This is a genomic window from Alteromonas sp. MB-3u-76, assembly GCF_002831605.1.
Classification (GTDB): domain Bacteria; phylum Pseudomonadota; class Gammaproteobacteria; order Enterobacterales; family Alteromonadaceae; genus Alteromonas; species Alteromonas hispanica.
Genome location: NZ_CP025115.1, coordinates 3,576,525 through 3,595,931, shown reverse-complemented (window position 1 = coordinate 3,595,931; position 19,407 = coordinate 3,576,525). Strand labels below are relative to the sequence as shown.

The window sequence follows — 19,407 nt, the reverse complement described above, 5'->3', positions numbered from 1 at the left end:
GTTGATAACTGCACAAGCGCTATAGGTTTTCCTGCTCAGGCTGCTCACTAGCGCTGTCTTCCTCTTGCTGAACGTTCTGCGCGGGATATTTGGGAATGGTAATTTGAACAACCGTCCCTTTACCTTCCTTGCTGCTTATCGATACTTTTCCGTTGTGCTTTTCTATAGCGGTATAAGCAACAGATAATCCAAGTCCCTGCCCTTGCCCCTCGGGTTTTGTGGTAAAGAAAGGCTCGAATATTCGTTTGAGATTTTTTTGCTCAATACCACAGCCACTGTCGAGTATTTTAAAGCTAATGTCGTTGTCGTGTTCAACAATAGAAAGTTTTATAAATCCTTTGTCTTCTATCGCTTGTGCAGAATTCACCATAACGTTCATAAGGGCTTGCTTCAGTGTTCCAGGATCGCCAATAACTTCTAATTTTTCATGGGCACACTCAAACTTATACTCTGGTTTTGCATATTGTGCAGATATCAGGGTGATAAGCTGTTTAGCGACCGTGCACACTTCGATAGTTTGGTAGCCTTCTGCAGTTTCTAAAGAGAAGTTTTTGAGGTTTTCTACAATATCTCTTACTCGGGTAAGGCCTTCGCTAGACTCATCAATCAGCTCAGTAATGTCGTCTTTTAGTAATGCATAGTGATTGCTATCGTAGAGAGACTGTATTTGTTCCTGCATCTCTTCGGTAAAGTGTGTGATTTGCGACTCTACGCCATCGCAAATAGACAAAAGATGAGTGGCATACTGAGATAGTGTATCTAAGTTTGCGGTTACAAAACCAATTGGGTTATTTATTTCGTGGGCGATGCCGGCAGCGAGTTGTCCCGTTGAAGCCATTTTTTCAGCTTGAATAAGCTGGCTTTGTGCCGTGTCTAATTTTCGGATCAGCTTCCGCTGTTCCGCGTGTTCTTTTTTCAGCGCCTGCGACAGTTTTTGCTGCGCTCTAAAGTAGCTAGCCTGAGCGGTGACGTCTTGAAGGAATATGCAGGCTAGCTTTCTACCAGATGAATTATCCTTTATGGGAATTATTTCCATATTTTGATACATCTGAGTTTCTTCGCCCGTGATAGGGCGGCTACTTTTGAACGGAAATATGTGAGGGCGCTGTTCCCAGTAACTAAAGCTAGGATGTTGCAGAACAAAGACTGATTTCAGACGCCTTTGTAAAAACTTACCTTGCCCCTTAAAGAGATCAGTAACCGGCTGCTCTTTGTAATTCTTGCGTAGCTCATGGGGCAGCCTGTCTAAGAAAAAGTCGTTTAGATAAACCACGTTGAATTGTTCGTCAACAATGCCGATACCTACGGGAAGTTTGCTAACGAGTTGTTCGAACATTAGCCTAGTAGCTCATCCAATGTTGTTTTCATTCTGGCAAGAGACTCATCGTCTAAACAAAACACAACGCGCATGCTAAATGATGATATCGCAATAATAAACTGCACTTCCATCACCAGAGTGTGCTGCCATTGCAAGTCGCTAAAATTAGACTTTTCAGGTTGAAATAGCGTTGGCATATTCAAATTCGTAGTTAACTCTAGCTGATCTGAAAGACCTGATAAACAAGCGCCGGCCAGTATATTACAAAGCTCAAGAATAATTTCTTGCACATCTTCTTTATCAAGAGGCTCGTCGTAGTCCATTAGCTTCGCTACCTCTGCTAACCCCGATTGCGATAGCACCGACATCACCTCACCATGTATATCGCCTAAAAAGGATTGGCGAGTATAGAAGGAGTCTGTTGTTTCAAACAGTAAACTATACAGCTCACTTGGCGTAACTGTTGCAATTTTGGGAATTGAAATATCAATCTTTGTTTCAATCAGTTGTGCTAGCGAATTGGCCGCCTGTCCCATAGATATATTAAGAAGTTCTTGGAGTGCGTCTCTTTGATCCTCGTCAAGTGGTAACACAATACTCATAAGTACCCCAATTCGAACATCGCCATAGCGAGCTCTTCTTTGTCTAAAGGTTTTCTTAAAAAGCGCTTTGCGCCAAGAGAGGTAACGATTTTTTGCTTTTCTGGCTGAAAGTCAGCGCTAATAACGATAACGTTCGGTGCATCAGCTTTGTCGCTTAAGTATTCTAATACGCCTACGCCGTCAACTTCCGGCATAGTCAGGTCGAGCAAAACCAAGTCAAAGGATGTATCAGAAAGTAGTTCAATTGCTTCTTTGCCATTTGTGGCTTCACAGATGGCATATTCTAAATCCTCTGGTAATGCACGAATCACACTGCGTCTTGATAGCTTAGAGTCATCAGCAACTAAAACAGATATCGACATTAAAAAGTCTCCTAGATGGCATTATCGTGTTTGCCCAGTAGTAAAGTATGTGCAAGATTAGCGTTACTGCAACAATCTATATAAAAAAGTTTCACAGTGTGCAGTTCTCTCTCATGTTTCAATTATATGGCAGAAGTGACTTTTGTGCGTATTATACTTTAAGTCTAAAAATGAAAGAATGTGGGATGGAGTAACTGAAAATAACAAAACAGTGCGCCTATTGAACAGGCGCAGCGGTGAACATAAAGACTATTATAAGCTTGGACGACGTTAATTAGCTGTTTTGTAGTTTGTACATCTTTTCGATAGAGGATGGTATAGCGTCTACATAGCGCTTAACGTCAGCAATTTTACCCATACTTACTCTAGACCAATTGGTATACGTTCGATAAATGCCGCGAATTAAAACATTTTGCTCAGCCATGGCCTGGCGAAAATACTCCGCGTTTCCATCTCCCAAATTCACAAACACAAAGTTAGTACTTGATGGTAGCGCTGTCAAACCATTAGCTTTAACTGCGTCCATGACCATGCCTCTTCCTTCAAGAATTTTTTCTTTTGAAAAGCTTAAAAAGGCATCATCGTTGTAGCTCGCTATAGCAGCTGCTAAGCCTGCTTGGTTAAGCGTGTAATTGCCCATACCGTACTTGTTAATCCATTCGGTATTTTGTTCTGAGGCAATAAGGTAGCCAACTCTCATGCCGGCAAGACCATAAATCTTTGAGAATGTGCGTGCTACCACTATATTGTGGCCTGCTTTTACAAGAGGAATCATTGTGTGTTTTGGCGGTGCATCAGTAAGTTCGTTGTAAGCTTCATCAACCAGTACCAAGGTTTTCTTTGATGCCTTAATACAGAACTCGCGAAGCGCGGAAGGTTCGAGAATTTTCCCTGTTGGATTATTGGGGTTACATATATGCACCATACTAATAGTGTCGTCTATTGCGCTATAAATAGCTTCTAGGTCTATGTCTAGTGAAGCGGTATTCGGGACACGTATAATCTCAGGTCCCCCTTGTTTCTCTGGTGCTCTAGACGTGGTATCCCAAAATAGATCAGGCCCAAGAATTTTACCCTTATCACAAGCCGCTAATGCTGTATAAGAAAGTATCGGGCTAGACCCTGCGCTAAGTGAAATATTTTTCTTATCAATACTATGACGCTCAGCAATCATATCAATTAAGCGCATAGCGGCAGGGTAGGCATAGTATGCACCGCCTTGAGACGCAGCCTCAGATATTGCTTTAAGCGCAGATGGGCTGGGACCAAACGGATTTTCATTGGCATCAAGTTTTGCTACCCCAGGTTTTGGTCCATAAAGGTGCTGAGAAGAGCTTGAAGCTGCTTGAGCTCCCAATGTGGTAACAATACCGCTAGCGCCCATCGCGGTAGCTGCAGCACTGCCCCCTAAAAACAGGCGTCTAGAGCGATTGATTGTCATAGTGTTATTCCTTTTTCATAGCAGTAATAGTCACAGTGATTTACGACTTAAATGGCTTTGTAAAACATGGCGCTAGATACAATAACCAAATAAATTCCAAACAAGCGTTTGAGCTTTATTTCACTAAAGTTATGCGCCATTTTTGCGCCAATAGGCGCCGTGAAAATAGCACCTATGCTTATAGCGATAAGTGCAGGCAAATTGATATACCCAAAGGTGCCGAATGGGAGAGAAGAAGACTGAGAGTTGGTCATAAATAAAAAGCCCACCGCGCCAGGTAAACCAATTAAAAAGCCAACTCCTGCAGCGGTAGCAACCGCTTGCTGAATAGAGCGCTGACACATCACCATGGTAATAACCGTTGGCGTACCGCCACCTATGCCGAGCAATGCAGAAAAGCCTCCGAGAACAAAAGCCAAAAGCGCTTTGCCTTTGCCGGAAGGCATTTCAAATACAAGCCCGGGACGCACTACGAATTCTGGAAAGAGAAAATACACAGAGTACAAGAGAACCCCAGATGCGAACACCACGGTTAGGGCATCTGAACTAGTGTTGCCTGCAATGGCCACACCTCCTATAACGCCCAAAATCAGCCAAATACTCCATGAACGGAGTATATCGAAATCGACGGCACCTCGTGCCCTGTGGGCAATAACAGATCGTGCGCTCGATACCACGATTGAGGCCAATGAGGTACCAATAGCTACTTTTACCAACTCCTCAGATGGTGGAGTAAAAAAAGGAAATACCGCTAGAAGAGCAGGAACCACGACAAAACCGCCCCCATTTCCGAATAGACCAGCGGTAAGACCAGCGATAGCGCCGGTAATACACAAGGTAACTACAAACCACAGTAGTTCTATTTCCATTTATCTGAAGCTCCGTCGACGATTACTGTTAAAAATGCTTGAAAGTACTTCGTTGATGAGCAAACTGCTGTACTTAACGTTGAAAATAAGAAATTCACAATGAGATGTTCAAAACAAGAAATTGAAAATAAATAAGCTGCACGACTGTAAAACACCCGTGCCCACAGTCTGTGCAGAAATGTTACAAACCTAAATGTTGGCCGCTTATAAGCCGCCGATTATCACCATCAAGAGCAAAATTTTCATATCAGCGATTAAGCTAAGATCTCTTCGCTTGAGAGGGAAGAAAGAACAATATTTAGGGGTATAATAAAAATGTTGAGCCAGCTCTGAAGCACAGATAAACACTGAGTTAGCGCTTTGAAAGCTTTAGCGCAGCATTTTTTACCGAGCGTTATTTAGTCATGTACAAATAGAAGAGAAATATTTAGTTCTTTAGGGCTCTCCCTCGCTTTTATTAGTGTTTTCCATTCGCTATGGCATATCGCTTGCTATCTCAATTGCGTATCGCTTGCTGACTGCATTGCGGAATATTGATAAATGAGAGATCCCTCAGAGGCCGAACTTTGCACTCAAAGCAATTAACGTACTTTGTTACTACGGTTAAAAAAGGCAGTATCGCTGCAGCGGCAAGGGCGCTGAATATTGCGCAGCCGGCCGTGAGTCAACAGTTAGCGAATTTAGAGCGAGAAGTTAAGGCTACTCTTTTCAATAGAAGCTATGCCGGCGTTTCACTAAGCCCAGCCGGAGAGATTTTTTTCAATCATGCAGTTGCCTTATTAGAGCAAATGGAAGCAGCTAAAAATGCGGTTGTTGAGCTGAATCACTTGCATGAAAAAACAATCAAGATAGGTGTTATTCCGTCCATTGGTAACGTTGTGTCTTTGCCTCTAATTACAGAGGTAGAAAAGGCTAATGCTTACAAAAAAGTAGAGATTAGTACGGGGCCTTCTTATGCCATTAATGACTGGCTTGAATCTAAGCAGGTCGATATAGCGCTTTCTTATCGGGAAGCGATTGATGACAAACACACTACTGCAATACCTCTTATTCAAGAGGAAATGCACCTTGTATTTCCTGCATCATTACAAAAAGAAGAACTGGCGTTTCTCACCAATCGAAATACCGTGCGTTTTGAGGAATTAAAAGGTCTACCATTGATATCGCCCGGTACAAAAGATGCGCTTGGGCAGTTGATCGCCAGCTTCGAGCAGCAGACCGGGATTAAGTTGAATCACGACCATGCTTATTCTGGGCAGTTGATGACAGGACTGCGACAAGTCATCAATGGTGAAGGGGTGATGATCCTTCCCACGTCAGCCATATTTCATCTTAAAGAACCCGGTTTGGTTGGCTCGGTAAAAATTGTCGAGCCAGATATGTATCGAACGGTCTATGCGTTTACACATAAAAATAATTCGCAACAAAAAGACATCGTCAACACTCTGTCATCGATAAAAAGGGTGGTATATGAACAACATGCGTTGCGTCACTGGTGCGGTAATTTAGAGTTTGCTACCACTACAGCTGGAACAAATTTAGCTACCCTTTGATCATTTATTACTCGATATTTTTGGGCAATTCAATGTCGATAAGAATAGGTAAATGATCGGATAAAACCGCTGTTTTGCGATTTTTTACTTTAGTGTATTTTTTTACATTAATATCCTTCGACACCCACATTCTATCGAGTGAAAAAATTGGGAACTGGCTTGGAAAAGTGGCTCCCATTTTCTGTTGATGAAGAAGTCGATTTAAAGACCGAAATGTTCTGGAGAAAAACTGCCACTCGTTAAAGTCACCGCCAAGTACAAGAGGTGTAGGAGTTTCTGCCAAGCGTTTTCTCAGGTGTTGGTGCAATAGAGTAAACTGAGACCTTCTTTCTTTAGTTTTAAGCCCTTTGTGGGTATTTACTACCGTTAATGGGCCACCCTCTGTCTGATATTGTACTAATTGAACATTTCTCGGTTGCCTACCTTGCTGACTTACATCTAGAGTTTCACTAGATAGGATGTCGTAGCGACTTAATACCGCGTTACCATACCAACCATCTTGTTCAGTAAGTGCGGGGGAAGCCGTTAAACGAAAGGTATTGTTGGCACAAATATCATCGATATCTTGATTTGTATCACGGTGGCTAGGGCGGGTGTCCATCTCTTGCAACAACACAATATCTGCACCCATTTGCGATAAGAATTGCCCGATTCTTTTGTAATCATGCTGTTTATCGCGCCCTACGCCACTGTGGATATTATATGAAACTATGCGACACATTCTTCGCTCTCATTATCCTGTTGTTTCTCATTGCTCGCAGCTTGCTTTCGCTGTTGATAGTAGCGGGCAAATTTCTGAGAGCCCCAAATCATCAAGCCCCAAAGTGCAATGCCTGCAACCAGATAGCTGATGGTTTCGACAGAAGGGTTTTGCCAAATTTGCGCGATAGAGTCACCCACTAAGCCTTTGGCAATCATGGGCGGAAACATACCGAGGAATGTGCCAACCAAAAACTGAATAATGCCGATAGATGAGATGCCGGCGACCAAGTTGACTAAACTAAATGGTGCAATGGGCAGCATTCGAATAGCCGCTACGCCAACAATACCGCTGCGTTTAAGCTTTTCGTCAACGGCAGCTACTTTGGGGCCTCCCAGCTTTTTCAAGCCAGCGTTACCAGAAAGTTTACCAATGCCAAATAATATTGCTGAGCTTAATAAAGCGCCCATCATTCCGTAAATTGGCCCCCAAATTGGGCCAAATATCGCGGCCACAGCTAGCGAAAGAACGGTGACTGGGAAAAACAAAATTCCACCAACCACATAGACCATTAATACCGTAGGCAGCGCAAAGTAGGTTCCTCTACTTTCTTCCAGAAACGCATTGATACTGTCTGAGCTCAACCAAGGTATAGATTGACTTGCCCAGTACATTAAGCCACACATCACTGCAACAATGGTTACCCCAATGGCAATCATAATGCTTCTACGCCTGGGGTTTCTGGCGGGCAAAACCGTTCCGTCAGGAGTTGGAATGGAAATCAAGGGCTCTTCAGGGTCTGACAACGAGCGAAATAGGTTTGCGGTTGATTGCTCAGTAAATATTTCGTCTCTTACCTCGGTAAGAATATAGCCATGGGCAATTTGCCCCTGCATCAATGCCTCAACAGGGTTTGGTTGTTCAAAAATAGCGGGCATATCTTCCAGCGCTCTACCCGTATGTTCTGCAAGTAAGTCATTTCTAACGTTAACAACACTTTGTTTGTTTTCTGGTGTATTGCCATACAGAACCGTATCAATCTCGGTGTCCAGCGTCATTGAACGATTACTCAGATTAGATGAACCAATAACAAGGTACTTATCGTCAATGGTCATTACCTTTGAGTGAATACGTTTGTACGCGCGTTTTCCCTGCATATCTTCAATAGATGAGTAGGTCATCTTCACTCTTTCTGGTGAAATACCACTCTCTAATATGGTTTTAAATTGAATGCGACTGGCCCAAAACGCTTCGCACTCAAACTTTCCTTTCGGCTCGTATGAACTAACAATACACACATTCAAATTGGGCTTAAGCTTAAGCTGTCTATTTAATTCTTCTGCTATTTCTTGACGAGTAGTAAATTGATTCTCAATGTAAATAAATGACTCAGCTTGGCCGATAAGGTCTAGCAGCATGTGGCGCACTTCTTGTGCAGGTTCTACCTCGTCCATAAAAGGGATCGTTCTTGCCAGCGCACACTCCACGTTTTTAAAAATAGGAGGGTAGCTTTCTGGCCATGCAGCAGGAATTGGCGCATCAATGTTTATATTCGCATTATCTCGAATCGCTATGGGCGTTTCGTTTGCAACTCGCTGCCATCTCCAGCGTACGAGTTTCGAAAAATCAGCTACTACCGGGCCGCTTGATACCATTTGTACGTCGTGCAGGGGCCCATAATCACCGTCTGGCCCATCACGCTCCTCAGATACCACAGGATGATCTCTGGTGTCCCAACGGTTAGTAGATACGTCCATGCCTCCTGAAAAAACCAGCTCGTCATCAATGACCACAATTTTTTGATGCTGACTCCCACCCATAGGAATGGTGTCATCAAGTTCGGTTTTTACATTATCGGGGGTTTTTTCATCCCATGCTTCTTTAGCCCAAAGTTCTCTTTGTGCAAAAAATGCAAGGGATGAGTCCCACCGCAGCAGATAAATTTGAATATCAGGGGTTTGTTCAGCTTTCCATTTTAGTAAGTCGCTTATAACGCTTGGTGCTGAACTTTGCGCTTCATCTTCACCACGGATAAGACGAATTCGGCTGTCTATGTCCCAGCCAACAATAAATATGCTGTGCTTTGCTTTTACTATCGAACTGTGCAGCGCTTTATAATAATTGGCGCAGTCGATAAGGGGAGCTGCGAATGTAGCGTTGCTCTCTACCCAACAGTTTTCGCCTGGCTCAAAAATATTATTCTGCGAAGTCATGATATTGTCCTAATGCTATTTTTCTCCGTTATCGTAAGACATTTGCACAAATCATTCCGTATGAATTGATGCCAAAATAGAAAGCTAAATTATTGTTTTTCATTGGTAATTAGGCTTTCCCATAAAAGAGTGACGATAATGGGAAGGTAACTTAATTGTAATAATTTCACGAATTACCTCCTTCTTTCCCGTCTAATTGGTAAAAAGCATTTTTTTCACCTATATATTGGAAGGGTTATGTATTGGAGTAAAACAAATGGGTTTCTTTTCCCGAGAAAACGCTGCAAAGCAGGCATTGTCTCAATCGATACTTGCTGTAGTTACCATTGATGAAAATAATAATGTAACGTTTTATAACGATGCAGCGGAGCAACTGTGGGGTTATTCTCCTTCAGAAGTTATCGGAAAAAATATAAAAATGTTGGTGCCAAGAGAGCATCAGTCTAATCACGATAGCTATGTAAATACTCACCGAAATACAGGTGTGAATAAAATTGTTGGCAGCTCAAGGGAAGTGGAACTGGAAACCAAGTCAGTACAGCGCATTTGGGTGCAACTCGCTTTATCGCAGGTAGACGTGGGTGGAAAAAACATTACACCGCTTTGGTTCGTGATGTTACAGAAGAGCGAGAAGCAAGAGAAATTGTTGAGCAGACTCTTGAACAAGCGTTAGATGCTGTAGTTTGTATTAATGAAAATAATGAAGTAACGCTGTTTAACGCCTCGGCAGAAAAATTCTGGGGTTACAGACGAGAAGAAGTTATCGGTAAAAACGTGAAAATGCTGGTACCAAAGGCTATTCAGGCTAACCACGATAATTACGTTAATGCGAATAGGGAAACAGGACAGGACAAGATTGTCGGCACCAGCAGAGAGGTCAGAGTCGAGCGAAAAGACGGTGAGCTGCTTTGGGGACGCTTGTCTTTGTCAAAAGTACGACTTGCAGACCGCACTCTTTACACCGCTTTTGTGAGAGATGTAACCGAGGAAGTAGAACAGCGTGAATTACAGCGAATGCTGTCGCTAGTGGCAAATGAGACGGACAACGCCGTTATTATTTCAGATGCTGACGGACTTATTGAATATGTAAATAACGGTTTTTATCGCTTAACAGGGTGGAGTTTAGAAGAGGTTAGGGGCAAAAAACCTGGCTCATTTTTGCAAGGTGAGGAAACTGACCCCAGAACTGTGGATGTTATTCGTCAAAAGCTTAAAAACAGAGACGCCTTTTACGATGAAATTTTGAATTACCGTAAAGATGGTTCACCCTATTGGACGTCGCTATCCATAAACCCAGTTTTCAATGAAGGGCAACTGACTAACTTTATTGCCGTACAGGCCGACATTACCCGCGTAAAACAAATGTCGCTTGATTTTACTAACAAGCTCCAGGCCATTGGCAGTGCACTGGTACTATTAGAAATGGAGCCGGACGGAAGGTTAGTCGAAGCAAATAAATTGTTGAAAGAAACACTGAAAGGCATTTACGACTCTAAAGAATTTGCGAAAGAGTTGATGTCACGGTTAACTTCAGAAGACAGGACTCAGCTCGAAAAGACTGGCTTTGTTTCTAAAATTCTAGAATTTAGAAATAACGATAAGTACCTCGCTTTTGATTCACGAATTAGCGCGCTTAAAAACTTTAACGGTCAGATTACGCGATACGTGTTCTTTGCCATTAACGTATCTACGCGCAAACAAGCAGTAAATGACACACAAGGGGCAATGCAAGAGTTGCTTACAACCAGTCAAACTATTAGCACCATTGTGGGTACTATAAACTCAATTTCTGAGCAAACCAATCTGTTGGCACTTAATGCCGCCATTGAGGCCGCAAGGGCCGGAGAGATGGGACGCGGGTTTGCGGTCGTAGCCGACGAAGTGAGAACTTTGGCCGGAAACTCTCAATCGTCATCAAATGAAATTGATAACCTCGTAAAAACAACTGTGACCAAAATAGAAGAGCTTGCCCAACTCATAAAAGGTATTGACGGTTAAAGCTGGTGTCGAAACCAATTGATTGTTGGAATAGCGATTCTTGAAACTCGTACATTTAATGGCGCCGTTTTGGCGCCGACCTAGTACCTTTTGGCGCTGGTTTATACTACAAGCCACAGGTCAAGGGCGTTTCTCTGAAAGTGTCTTTGTGAGGAAATAGCGCCTCTTTTGCCCACTTTTACTCCACACATATGGCCTTTAATGATTTCTCGATTATCTAATGAAACTTTCTTTTAATTTGTAAGATATTGAAATTATTATAAAAAATGATTGATTGAAAAATGCTATCGAATGAATTCAATTAATCGACTATCAAAAAGGGCCACTTCTATCTATCTTTATCGGTGTTAAAAGTAAATATATTGTTAACCGTAATAGCTTTTGGAAAACACTGGGTTTTCTTGGTTTACTCTATAAACAACAATGGGATGAAGATATGATCATGATAAGGTTTAAAAGAACCACGCTTTCTGCACTTGTAGCGCTTTCGCTGGGTGCTACAGGCGCAGTCGCTAACGATGAAATTAGCAAGCCTGCTGGTGCCAAGGGCACTGGGATGACCAAACCGTTTCAAGCCAAAACTAACCAATTCTGGTGGCCTGACCAACTCGATCTTTCTCAGCTTCGCGATCACGACAATCGCTCTAATCCCCTCGGTGAAGACTTTAACTATGCAGAAGCCTTTTCTAAGTTAGATTTAGACCAGGTGAAGGCAGACGTTAATGAACTGCTTACAACGTCGCAAGACTGGTGGCCAGCGGACTATGGAAATTATGGCCCGTTCTTTATTCGTTTGTCATGGCATAGTGCCGGCACGTATCGCACCCTAGATGGTCGTGGCGGTGGCGACGGTGGTCAAATGCGTTTCAACCCACTAAACAGTTGGCCAGACAACGGCAACCTAGATAAAGCACGCCGTCTGCTGTGGCCAATAAAGCAAAAGTACGGTGAGAGTCTATCTTGGGGCGACCTTATGATACTTGCTGGTACAGTGGGTATGGAAAATATGGGCTTTGACACTTATGGCTTTGCTGGCGGTCGTACAGACGATTGGGAACCTGATATGGTGTATTGGGGGCCAGAAGTTGAAATGCTTGCAAGTGACCGTGAAGAAAGTGACGGCGAGCTTAAGCGTCCATTAGGTGCCACGCACATGGGTCTTATTTATGTAAATCCAGAGGGCCCTAAAGGGGTTCCAAACCCACTTGGCTCAGCGAAAAATATTCGCACTGCATTTGCTCGCATGGCTATGAATGATGAAGAAACCGTTGCGTTAATTGCTGGTGGTCACACATTCGGTAAGATGCACGGCGCACATAAACCTGCAGATTGTCTAGAAGCAGAGCCGGGCGGTGCTGGTTTAGAAGAACAAGGTCTTGGTTGGAAAAATAACTGCGGTAAAGGCCATTCAGAAGACACAGTAACAAGTGGCCTTGAGGGAGCATGGACACAAGCGCCAACGAAATGGACAAGCTTGTACCTTTCAAACTTAATGGGATTTGAGTGGAAACAAACCCGTAGCCCAGCAGGTGCAGTTCAGTGGATTCCAAAAGATGAATCTGCTCACCAGTCAGTACCTGATGCACACGTTGAAGGCAAAATGCATGCTCCAGTAATGACTACGGCTGACCTAGCTTTAAAATACGATCCTGAGTATCGCAAAATTGTAGAACGCTTTTTGGCAGACCCTAAGGAATACCAAACAGCTTTCGCTAAAGCATGGTTTAAGCTGACTCACCGCGATATGGGTCCAAAAGAGCGTTACTTAGGGAACGACATACCAGAAGAAAACTTCATCTGGCAAGATCCTGTACCAAAAGCCGACTACAAAGCAATTTCACAAGATGATGTGAAAGAGCTGAAAGCAGAGATCTTAGACACCGGCCTATCGGTGCAAGAGCTTGTAAAAACAGCGTGGGCTTCTGCTGCTAGCTTCAGAGCATCAGATTTACGCGGTGGCGCTAACGGTGCACGCATTGTGCTTGAACCTCAAATGAGTTGGGAAGCGAACGAGCCAGAAACAGTCAAAACGGTTGTTGAGAAGCTTAAAGCCATTCAAGATGACTTTAATTCTCAGATGTTTACTAAAAAGAAAGTATCTTTAGCAGACTTGATTGTAATTGGTGGTGCAGCAGCCATTGAAAAAGCCGCTGCTAATGCGGGTGTTAAGGTAACTGTGCCTGTTGTTGTGGGTCGTACCGATGCTACACAAGCTCAGACTGACGTTAACTCATTCTCGTTACTTGAGCCTGCGGCTGATGCATTCAGAAACTATTACAATGCTGAGAAAAGCTATCGTTCGCCTACTGAAATGCTAGTAGATAAAGCAGATCAGCTAAACTTAACTGTACCTGAAATGACAGTACTTGTGGGCGGTATGCGTACGCTCGGAGCGAACGTAGGTGACAGCAAGCACGGCGTGTTTACTGACAATGAAGGCGCGTTAGACAACGACTTCTTCGTAAACCTGCTAGACATGAAAACGAAGTGGAGAAAAACAGACAACCCATCGGTATACGAAGGTTTCGATCGTAAATCGGGTGAAGTACTTTACACCGGTACGCCTGTTGATCTCGTGTTTGGTTCAAACAGCGAACTGCGCGCCGTTGCTGAAGTGTATGCTTATGACAATGCAAAAGAGCGTTTTGTAAACGACTTTGTAGATGCATGGACAAAAGTAATGACGCTAGACCGTTTTGACTTACGTCACGACGTTACGGCTAAAATTGAAAAGTAATAGTCGATAATGCAAGAACTACAACGGGGCTTTTGCCCCGTTTTTTGTTTGCCCAGCGAAGCTGGCAAACCCGTCAGGTTGAAAGAAACCTGAATCACCCTGACTGAGGGGAAGATAATCCGAATGGCAAGGGCGTTGTTGGCCAACGGCAGGGTCTCCGGGGGCCGGCCCGAAGCAAGCCATAGGAAGTTAGAGGTACACAACGCAAGTGAACCTGATTCGGCAAGACAGGAGGGTAAGCGTGCAAAATAGCGCGAAGCCCGATACTCAGTCAGTCCTGTTTTGTGTTTGAGGGTGGAATTTCTAACAGGGAGCCAGTGCAGTAACTGGGGAAGCCTGGCATTAGATCCAATCAAATGGTTGGACGTATCGTTCAAGGAGTGATCCAAGAATGTTGCGAGTGTGAGGTGGCAGATGAACCCGTAGTAGTGAGTAAGGCTAGGCCGATGAAAGCCAGTAATGGTGTGGAGGGTAAAACCAAGCCGACTATCAGCATTGTGTTTGATAGGATCTATTTTAGCCAAAAGCTTAAATGGATTGCGAAGGGGGGAAGCAGACTTTAAGACTCTGATGAGTTGTGAGTTTTTTTATCATTGATACACAAGCCGCCAGATCAGCGGGACAAGTCGAATCGGTGCGCTAGGAATAGTGATGTCTGGTGAGACAGGCCGTATATGGGAAGTAATTGTAGTCAAATTTGGTAGATTGCCTCAGTGCTAGAACGCCAAACCCTGCAATGAAAGTTACCACAATGTTAGAAAATGAACGATGTCCATAGGGCGCACGATACTAGATTGCAAATTAGCATTGTGTCACTTAGCAAGTGATATGAAGTATGCAGGAGCCGTATACGAGGCCCGTACGTACGGTTCTGTGAGATGTATGGACTCCCTTCCCTGAAAGGGGTACGGTCTTAATTGTCAAATTAGCCAAAGGGGTCCATACATGATTAAGAATACAATTATTGCAATTGACCTTGCAAAGCATTCCTTTCAGGTTTGCAAGTTCAACAGTGACGGAAAAATTGATTATAACAAAGCAATGAGTCGTAAAGCATTGATAGCACTTCTGGGAAACCATGTGTCAGCGTTAGTGGCAATGGAAGCCTGTGGTGGCTCGAATTACTGGGCGCGTTTAGCGAGGCGGCATGGTCATCAAGTAAAAATCATTCATCCTCGCGCAGTAAAAGGGCTGCAATTAAAGCAAAAAACAGATAAAAATGACGCCTACGCTATCGGTATTGCGGCTCAATTACCTCATATAAACTCTTGTGGCATCATGGAGGAAGATGAACAGGGTCTTCAGGCCCTGGAGCGGGTGCGAATGCTGCAGTTGGAGCAAAGGACGGCGTTGGCAAACCAGATACGAGGACTGTTGACGGAATTCGGGATTGTGATAGCAAAGGGGTTAAATCATTTAGTCACTGCGCTGCCTGACATTTTAGAAGATGCAGAAAACGGCTTGCCGATGAATTATCGTCAGGCTTTGGCTGCGCAGTCACAAATGTTACAACTCTATACGACTCAAATAGAAAGTTATGACAGGCTCATAGCAGAACACACGCGGCATAATCCTGTTTGCCAGAAATTAAGTAAACTCGAAGGCGTAGGCCCTTTGATTGCTTTGGGGTTAACCGTTCGATTGGGAAATGCGACAGAGTTCAATACAGGCCGGGATGCATCAGCATGCATAGGTTTGACACCGAAGCAGCATTCGACCGGCGGTAAAGAGCGATTGGGACATATTTCTAAAAACTGTGCAGATAAAAGATTGCGAAGTTTGCTCTATCAGGGAGCAATGTCGGTAGTGAATAAAGCAGTATCCAGAGAGCCTAAGACTGTGAAAGAGCAGTGGCTGAAGGCGTTAGTTGACCGAAGGGGAAAGAAGGTTGCTGCCATCGCGTTAGCAAATAAAACGGTGAGAACCGCTGTTGCTCTAATAAAGAATAATGACGATTACAATCCGATACTGTTAGCAGCCTAAGAGTTAGTAAATCAACAAATTGCGAAAATAAATGGTAAGACCAACCAGCAGAATTCAGCCAGTCCTCTCAAGTGACTAAACACTGTGTGTGAGAATTGAACTGTTGGTGCGTATACATCGAAGGGCAGGAGTAGCTCTCCATTTAAAGCCCGTATATAAGAGCGCATCTACTACTAATTTTTCAAAAGATGTTGATTACTTCAGGGAGTCCATATAAGAGGGATGAGGCGCAAGCCTCACCCTACTCGATGTTTGTGCTATTTGAATTCGTTTGCTTTACAGGTAGGCACTCGGTAGTTACGATTGTCGACTATTTAGCCAAAGTTATCATTTTTAAGCAGATATGTGTTTAGGCAGATATGTTTGGGCAGAGTAAGATACGATATTAAAGCACGTATATTTTAACCATACACGCCGTAAGCACATAGGCAGCAGAAAGTATGACAAGTCCCCAGCGTACGCTGATAAATCTTGAGATATTGAGCGATGATATTAACCAACTCGAGAGCTCACAACTCAACGGCTCTCTTCACTTCAAATTGCTCAGTGACTTTCTCTTACGGCTAACTGAGTTAAGCCATAGCGTGCAGTCAGACACTGAGGCTTCAGTAAAACAACTGCTAAAAGGCTCGGTACTTGATGGAGCAATAGGGCGCAAGTCTATGCTTGTGGTGTATATCAAGCTAATTAACTATGTCATAACTGCTTGGGATGCAACGCTGAAAGCCGAATCAATTATCAACGATAATTTTGATGATAGCGCCGATGTGAGATTAGAGCTTCTGCAAGTTAAAGCGATAAAGGCCAAAGCACAGCTAAAAACCGTTGCTTCAGCTATGGGGGAGCAAGACTACAAAACCTTTTGTACTATGCTAGGGCTGACTGCTGAAAAATGGCAGTGGGATACATTGCGCGCCCGCTTCTAACAAGTTACTAGGACGTTTTTATACTGATATCGCCTTCATTGATAACCCGAACTTCACGTTGAGGGAAGGGGATCTCAATATTGTGTTCACGTAATGTTTCAAACACGGTTAGCAGTAAATCACCGCCCACTCGGTTTTTACCATCATCTACGCCTTCCATCCAAAATTCGATAAACATGTTAACGCCTGAGTCTCCAAAGCTGTCGATTTCGCAGTCTGGTTGTTCCTCAAACGGAATACCTTCTCCACCAATTACCTGTGGGTGCTCGGCAACAGTAGTTTTAATAATTTCAACCATAGCTCGAATATCAGTTTTATAGGCAACAGAAAAATCGATGCGATATCTCTGCTTAGAATCTTTGTGGGTCCAGTTGATCAGTAACGAGCTAATGAACTTCTCATTGGGTACTAGAATATCTTTGCCATCAAAGGTCTCTAAAACCGCATAGCGCATTTTAAATTCTCGCACTATGCCTTTTCTACCGTCTTCTAGTTCAACATAGTCGCCTACCGTTAAGGAGCGGTCTAACAGAATTATGATGCCAGATATAAAATTCGAAGCGATGGACTGCAAGCCGAGGCCAAGACCTACACCAAGGGCGCCACCAAAAACGGCTAAGGCGGTAAGGTTTATGCCCATTACGTTTAACAATAAAATAAACGCAACACAGAAAAGCGCCACCTCAAACAGTTTGGCAAATACCTCTTTCGTTGAGATATCTAGCGACTTATGATTTCGAATAATATCCTGACCGATTGCGTTAGAACTGCGGCCGAGCCAAAACAGCAGCCCCCCAAATATGACTACACGGGCAACGCCATACGCTGAAATTTGCACGTTTCCTACAGAGATTGCGATAGAGGCTAACGCTTCATTTATAATGGGTAAAAGCCCAATGAGATGTAAAAATAAAATAGGAAGGCCGATAACACGCATTAAGCGGGCCGTAGATTTATTTTCGACAAAACCGCTAATGATCGAATTCACGAAAAGAAGTACTGCGACTACTACCGCAATATCTAATAACCAGGCGTCAAACTGGAACTTTTCGCCTAAAACTGTGGAAAATTTTAAGAGGCTAATGGTCACAATGGGAAAGAGCGCCTTTCCTAAATTGTAAAGAAAACCATGTAGAGTATGCGCGCCGTTTTGGGGCTGAGACTTTGTGAATCTCAGGTTTTTCTCAATTTGGCGAGAAAATAAAAATGCACATAGATATATAACAGCAATGATGAACAACTGAAGATAAAAACTAGTGGAAAGTACCGCTGATTCAATAACTGACAGTTTACTCTCTACCGCTTGATAAAAATGCTCATAATTCATTTTACTGTTTTCTCCAAATGTATACGACAATGTATACAGAAACCGCGTTTTATACCTTATCAATGATTGGGTAAAGCTTTATTTTTGGTATCGCTGTTTTTGCACGCTGATTTTACTTAGAAGCAATCCGTCACAACGAATGCATTTATCGGCATCAAAATACTTATAACCTAAAGAACCATAGCATAATTAAAATTTCGTCCTAAACTATGGTAACAAACAAGTTGAAGCGCGCTGTAATAAAGCGATATAGATGACGGTGTTAAAAAATGGTGTTTGGGTTATGAACTCAATAAAAAGAAGTGTGCTTTTAATCGCACTGTATCTTCTCAGCATATCATGTGTAGATGCCGAACAGCATGATGATAACGGACTCGCTGTTTCTGGCTTTGCAAGACTAGTTGGTGGTTACCTTGATACCGATAAGGCCCGTTACCAAGGTTACGAAAACGCCTTAAGCTTCTCTGAAATGTCCCTTGCCGCCATCCAGGCTGATTATAAAATAAATGACTATTTTTCTGCTTCGGCGCAACTTTTAGCACATAGCAGCGAAAATCGCGATTCAGGTATTGAGTGGCTGTATTTAACCTACATGCCAAACGAGTCGCTGCAATTTAATGCCGGTAGGCTTCGCACGCCTTTTCTTAAGTATTCCGATGTTATCGATGTGGGTTTTGCTTATCCATGGATAAGCCCACCGCAGCAGCTATATAGCAGTATTTTATTTTCTCATTACGAGGGTATTAACGCCCGATACCGCACGCGTTTCAACGATTTTTCTGTCGATTTTGAGGCCTACTACGGCAGCTACCAAGACGATATGAACATGCAGGGAGTGAGTGCAAAGGTTGATATAGATGAGCTTTATGGCGGCATTGTCGAAGTTAACTACGGTAGTTTTCAGCTGCGACTGGCCAGTATTGCAAGTCAAAAAATAGAAGCTGAGGTAGACAGCATTACCCCGCTGTTACAAGGGTTAAATAGCGCAGGTTTTTCTGATACCGCCGACCGCTTTAAAATAAATGATGGTGCGCATTCAGTTCTCATCGGCGCCAGTTTCGATAGCTTAGACTGGTTTATTGGTGCGGAATGGATGAAGATTACGTCGGATATTGACATACTCTCAACACTAGACAGTGCTTATCTCACCGGAGGATACTATTTCGATAATGTGCTACTTCATGCAACATTCACTTCCTCTCGACAGGCGTCTATTAGTCAAGAAAATCCAGTTCGCCTATATTTTTCACAACGACCACTTTTGAATTCAACTTATGCAGTCCAATGGGCAGAGAATATACGGCTTTTTTTTCAGCGTATTGTTCATCGAGTATGAGTGTTCTATCTATCGCAGCGTTATCTTCTTGCGGGGAAGGGC

15 protein-coding genes and 1 pseudogene are annotated in these 19,407 nt (G+C 43.3%); 7 read left to right on the top strand and 9 right to left on the bottom strand.

All coding sequences use genetic code 11. The features are described 5' to 3' along the window. Positions 1 to 19: 19 nt before the first annotated feature. The 5 genes from CW735_RS15970 to CW735_RS15950 form a co-directional block, all read right to left on the bottom strand. Positions 20 to 1,336 (bottom strand): sensor histidine kinase, encoded by a 1,317-nt coding sequence (locus CW735_RS15970; protein ID WP_071980578.1) that lies wholly within the window; start codon positions 1,334 to 1,336, stop codon positions 20 to 22. Beyond that, complete coding sequence (locus CW735_RS15965) at positions 1,336 to 1,920, bottom strand: chemotaxis protein CheX (RefSeq protein ID WP_071980577.1); 585 nt, start codon at positions 1,918 to 1,920, stop codon at positions 1,336 to 1,338. Before CW735_RS15965 ends, CW735_RS15970 begins: the two co-directional genes overlap by 1 nt. Beyond that, entirely contained in the window at positions 1,917 to 2,282 is a 366-nt protein-coding gene (locus CW735_RS15960; protein ID WP_071980576.1) for a response regulator, read from the bottom strand. The genes CW735_RS15965 and CW735_RS15960 overlap by 4 nt, the downstream gene beginning before the upstream one ends. Before the next feature lie 274 nt (positions 2,283 to 2,556). Beyond that, a complete protein-coding gene (locus CW735_RS15955; RefSeq protein WP_071980575.1) occupies positions 2,557 to 3,723 on the bottom strand; it encodes a pyridoxal phosphate-dependent aminotransferase in 1,167 nt (388 codons plus the stop codon). A 47-nt stretch (positions 3,724 to 3,770) separates the two neighbouring features. After that, entirely contained in the window at positions 3,771 to 4,592 is an 822-nt protein-coding gene (locus CW735_RS15950; protein ID WP_071980574.1) for a sulfite exporter TauE/SafE family protein, read from the bottom strand. Between the two features lie 566 nt (positions 4,593 to 5,158). Here CW735_RS15950 and CW735_RS15945 point away from each other — a divergent pair. Further along, positions 5,159 to 6,145, top strand: coding sequence for a LysR family transcriptional regulator (locus CW735_RS15945; protein ID WP_071980573.1), 987 nt, complete (start codon positions 5,159 to 5,161; stop codon positions 6,143 to 6,145). Between the two features lie 7 nt (positions 6,146 to 6,152). Here the strand turns inward: CW735_RS15945 and CW735_RS15940 are convergent, their stop codons facing one another. Further along, positions 6,153 to 6,866, bottom strand: a complete 714-nt coding sequence (locus CW735_RS15940; RefSeq protein WP_071980572.1) for an endonuclease/exonuclease/phosphatase family protein — start codon at positions 6,864 to 6,866, stop codon at positions 6,153 to 6,155. Next, entirely contained in the window at positions 6,854 to 9,058 is a 2,205-nt protein-coding gene (locus tag CW735_RS15935) for a VTT domain-containing protein (protein ID WP_100972903.1), read from the bottom strand. Before CW735_RS15935 ends, CW735_RS15940 begins: the two co-directional genes overlap by 13 nt. Positions 9,059 to 9,314: 256 nt before the next feature. Between CW735_RS15935 and CW735_RS15930 the strand changes: the two are divergent. Both CW735_RS15930 and katG read left to right on the top strand, forming a co-directional pair. Further along, positions 9,315 to 11,056: pseudogene (locus CW735_RS15930) on the top strand (PAS domain S-box protein). Positions 11,057 to 11,492: 436 nt separating this feature from the next. Next, a complete protein-coding gene (katG, locus tag CW735_RS15925) occupies positions 11,493 to 13,793 on the top strand; it encodes a catalase/peroxidase HPI (RefSeq protein ID WP_100972902.1) in 2,301 nt (766 codons plus the stop codon). Here katG and CW735_RS19630 read toward each other — a convergent pair. After that, complete coding sequence (locus tag CW735_RS19630) at positions 13,763 to 14,149, bottom strand: hypothetical protein (protein ID WP_157812712.1); 387 nt, start codon at positions 14,147 to 14,149, stop codon at positions 13,763 to 13,765. The genes katG and CW735_RS19630 overlap by 31 nt on opposite strands. On the opposite strand from CW735_RS19630, the gene CW735_RS15920 reads away from it, so the two are divergent. From CW735_RS15920 to CW735_RS15910, 3 genes are all read left to right on the top strand, one after another. After that, positions 14,150 to 14,356 carry a hypothetical protein gene (locus CW735_RS15920; protein ID WP_015068459.1) on the top strand — a complete coding sequence of 69 codons (207 nt, stop codon included), beginning with the start codon at positions 14,150 to 14,152 and terminating at the stop codon, positions 14,354 to 14,356. 382 nt (positions 14,357 to 14,738) lie between these two features. Further along, positions 14,739 to 15,776, top strand: a complete 1,038-nt coding sequence (locus CW735_RS15915; protein ID WP_100970721.1) for an IS110 family transposase — start codon at positions 14,739 to 14,741, stop codon at positions 15,774 to 15,776. A 440-nt stretch (positions 15,777 to 16,216) separates the two neighbouring features. Continuing rightward, positions 16,217 to 16,702 (top strand): hypothetical protein, encoded by a 486-nt coding sequence (locus CW735_RS15910; protein ID WP_071980568.1) that lies wholly within the window; start codon positions 16,217 to 16,219, stop codon positions 16,700 to 16,702. Positions 16,703 to 16,709: 7 nt separating this feature from the next. Here the strand turns inward: CW735_RS15910 and CW735_RS15905 are convergent, their stop codons facing one another. Next, the gene (locus CW735_RS15905) at positions 16,710 to 18,029 is read right to left on the bottom strand and encodes a mechanosensitive ion channel family protein (RefSeq protein ID WP_071980567.1); all 1,320 of its coding nucleotides are present in this window, start codon (positions 18,027 to 18,029) and stop codon (positions 16,710 to 16,712) included. A gap of 253 nt (positions 18,030 to 18,282) precedes the next feature. Between CW735_RS15905 and CW735_RS15900 the strand changes: the two genes are divergently transcribed. Further along, positions 18,283 to 19,365: a hypothetical protein gene (locus CW735_RS15900; RefSeq protein WP_100972901.1), complete on the top strand. Its 1,083-nt coding sequence runs from the start codon at positions 18,283 to 18,285 to the stop codon at positions 19,363 to 19,365. Positions 19,366 to 19,407: the final 42 nt, after the last annotated feature.

Excerpts from the sequence above, each read along its gene's own strand:
- CW735_RS15970 (WP_071980578.1), bottom strand. The coding sequence starts at position 1,336 with ATGTTCGAACAACTCGTTAGCAAACTTCCCGTAGGTATCGGCATTGTT.
- CW735_RS15965 (WP_071980577.1), bottom strand. The coding sequence starts at position 1,920 with ATGAGTATTGTGTTACCACTTGACGAGGATCAAAGAGACGCACTCCAA.
- CW735_RS15960 (WP_071980576.1), bottom strand. The coding sequence starts at position 2,282 with ATGTCGATATCTGTTTTAGTTGCTGATGACTCTAAGCTATCAAGACGC.
- CW735_RS15955 (WP_071980575.1), bottom strand. The coding sequence starts at position 3,723 with ATGACAATCAATCGCTCTAGACGCCTGTTTTTAGGGGGCAGTGCTGCA.
- CW735_RS15950 (WP_071980574.1), bottom strand. The coding sequence starts at position 4,592 with ATGGAAATAGAACTACTGTGGTTTGTAGTTACCTTGTGTATTACCGGC.
- CW735_RS15940 (WP_071980572.1), bottom strand. The coding sequence starts at position 6,866 with ATGTGTCGCATAGTTTCATATAATATCCACAGTGGCGTAGGGCGCGAT.
- CW735_RS15935 (WP_100972903.1), bottom strand. The coding sequence starts at position 9,058 with ATGACTTCGCAGAATAATATTTTTGAGCCAGGCGAAAACTGTTGGGTA.
- katG (WP_100972902.1), top strand. The coding sequence starts at position 11,493 with ATGATCATGATAAGGTTTAAAAGAACCACGCTTTCTGCACTTGTAGCG.
- CW735_RS15920 (WP_015068459.1), top strand. The coding sequence starts at position 14,150 with ATGGTTGGACGTATCGTTCAAGGAGTGATCCAAGAATGTTGCGAGTGT.
- CW735_RS15915 (WP_100970721.1), top strand. The coding sequence starts at position 14,739 with ATGATTAAGAATACAATTATTGCAATTGACCTTGCAAAGCATTCCTTT.
- CW735_RS15910 (WP_071980568.1), top strand. The coding sequence starts at position 16,217 with ATGACAAGTCCCCAGCGTACGCTGATAAATCTTGAGATATTGAGCGAT.
- CW735_RS15905 (WP_071980567.1), bottom strand. The coding sequence starts at position 18,029 with ATGAATTATGAGCATTTTTATCAAGCGGTAGAGAGTAAACTGTCAGTT.
- CW735_RS15900 (WP_100972901.1), top strand. The coding sequence starts at position 18,283 with ATGACGGTGTTAAAAAATGGTGTTTGGGTTATGAACTCAATAAAAAGA.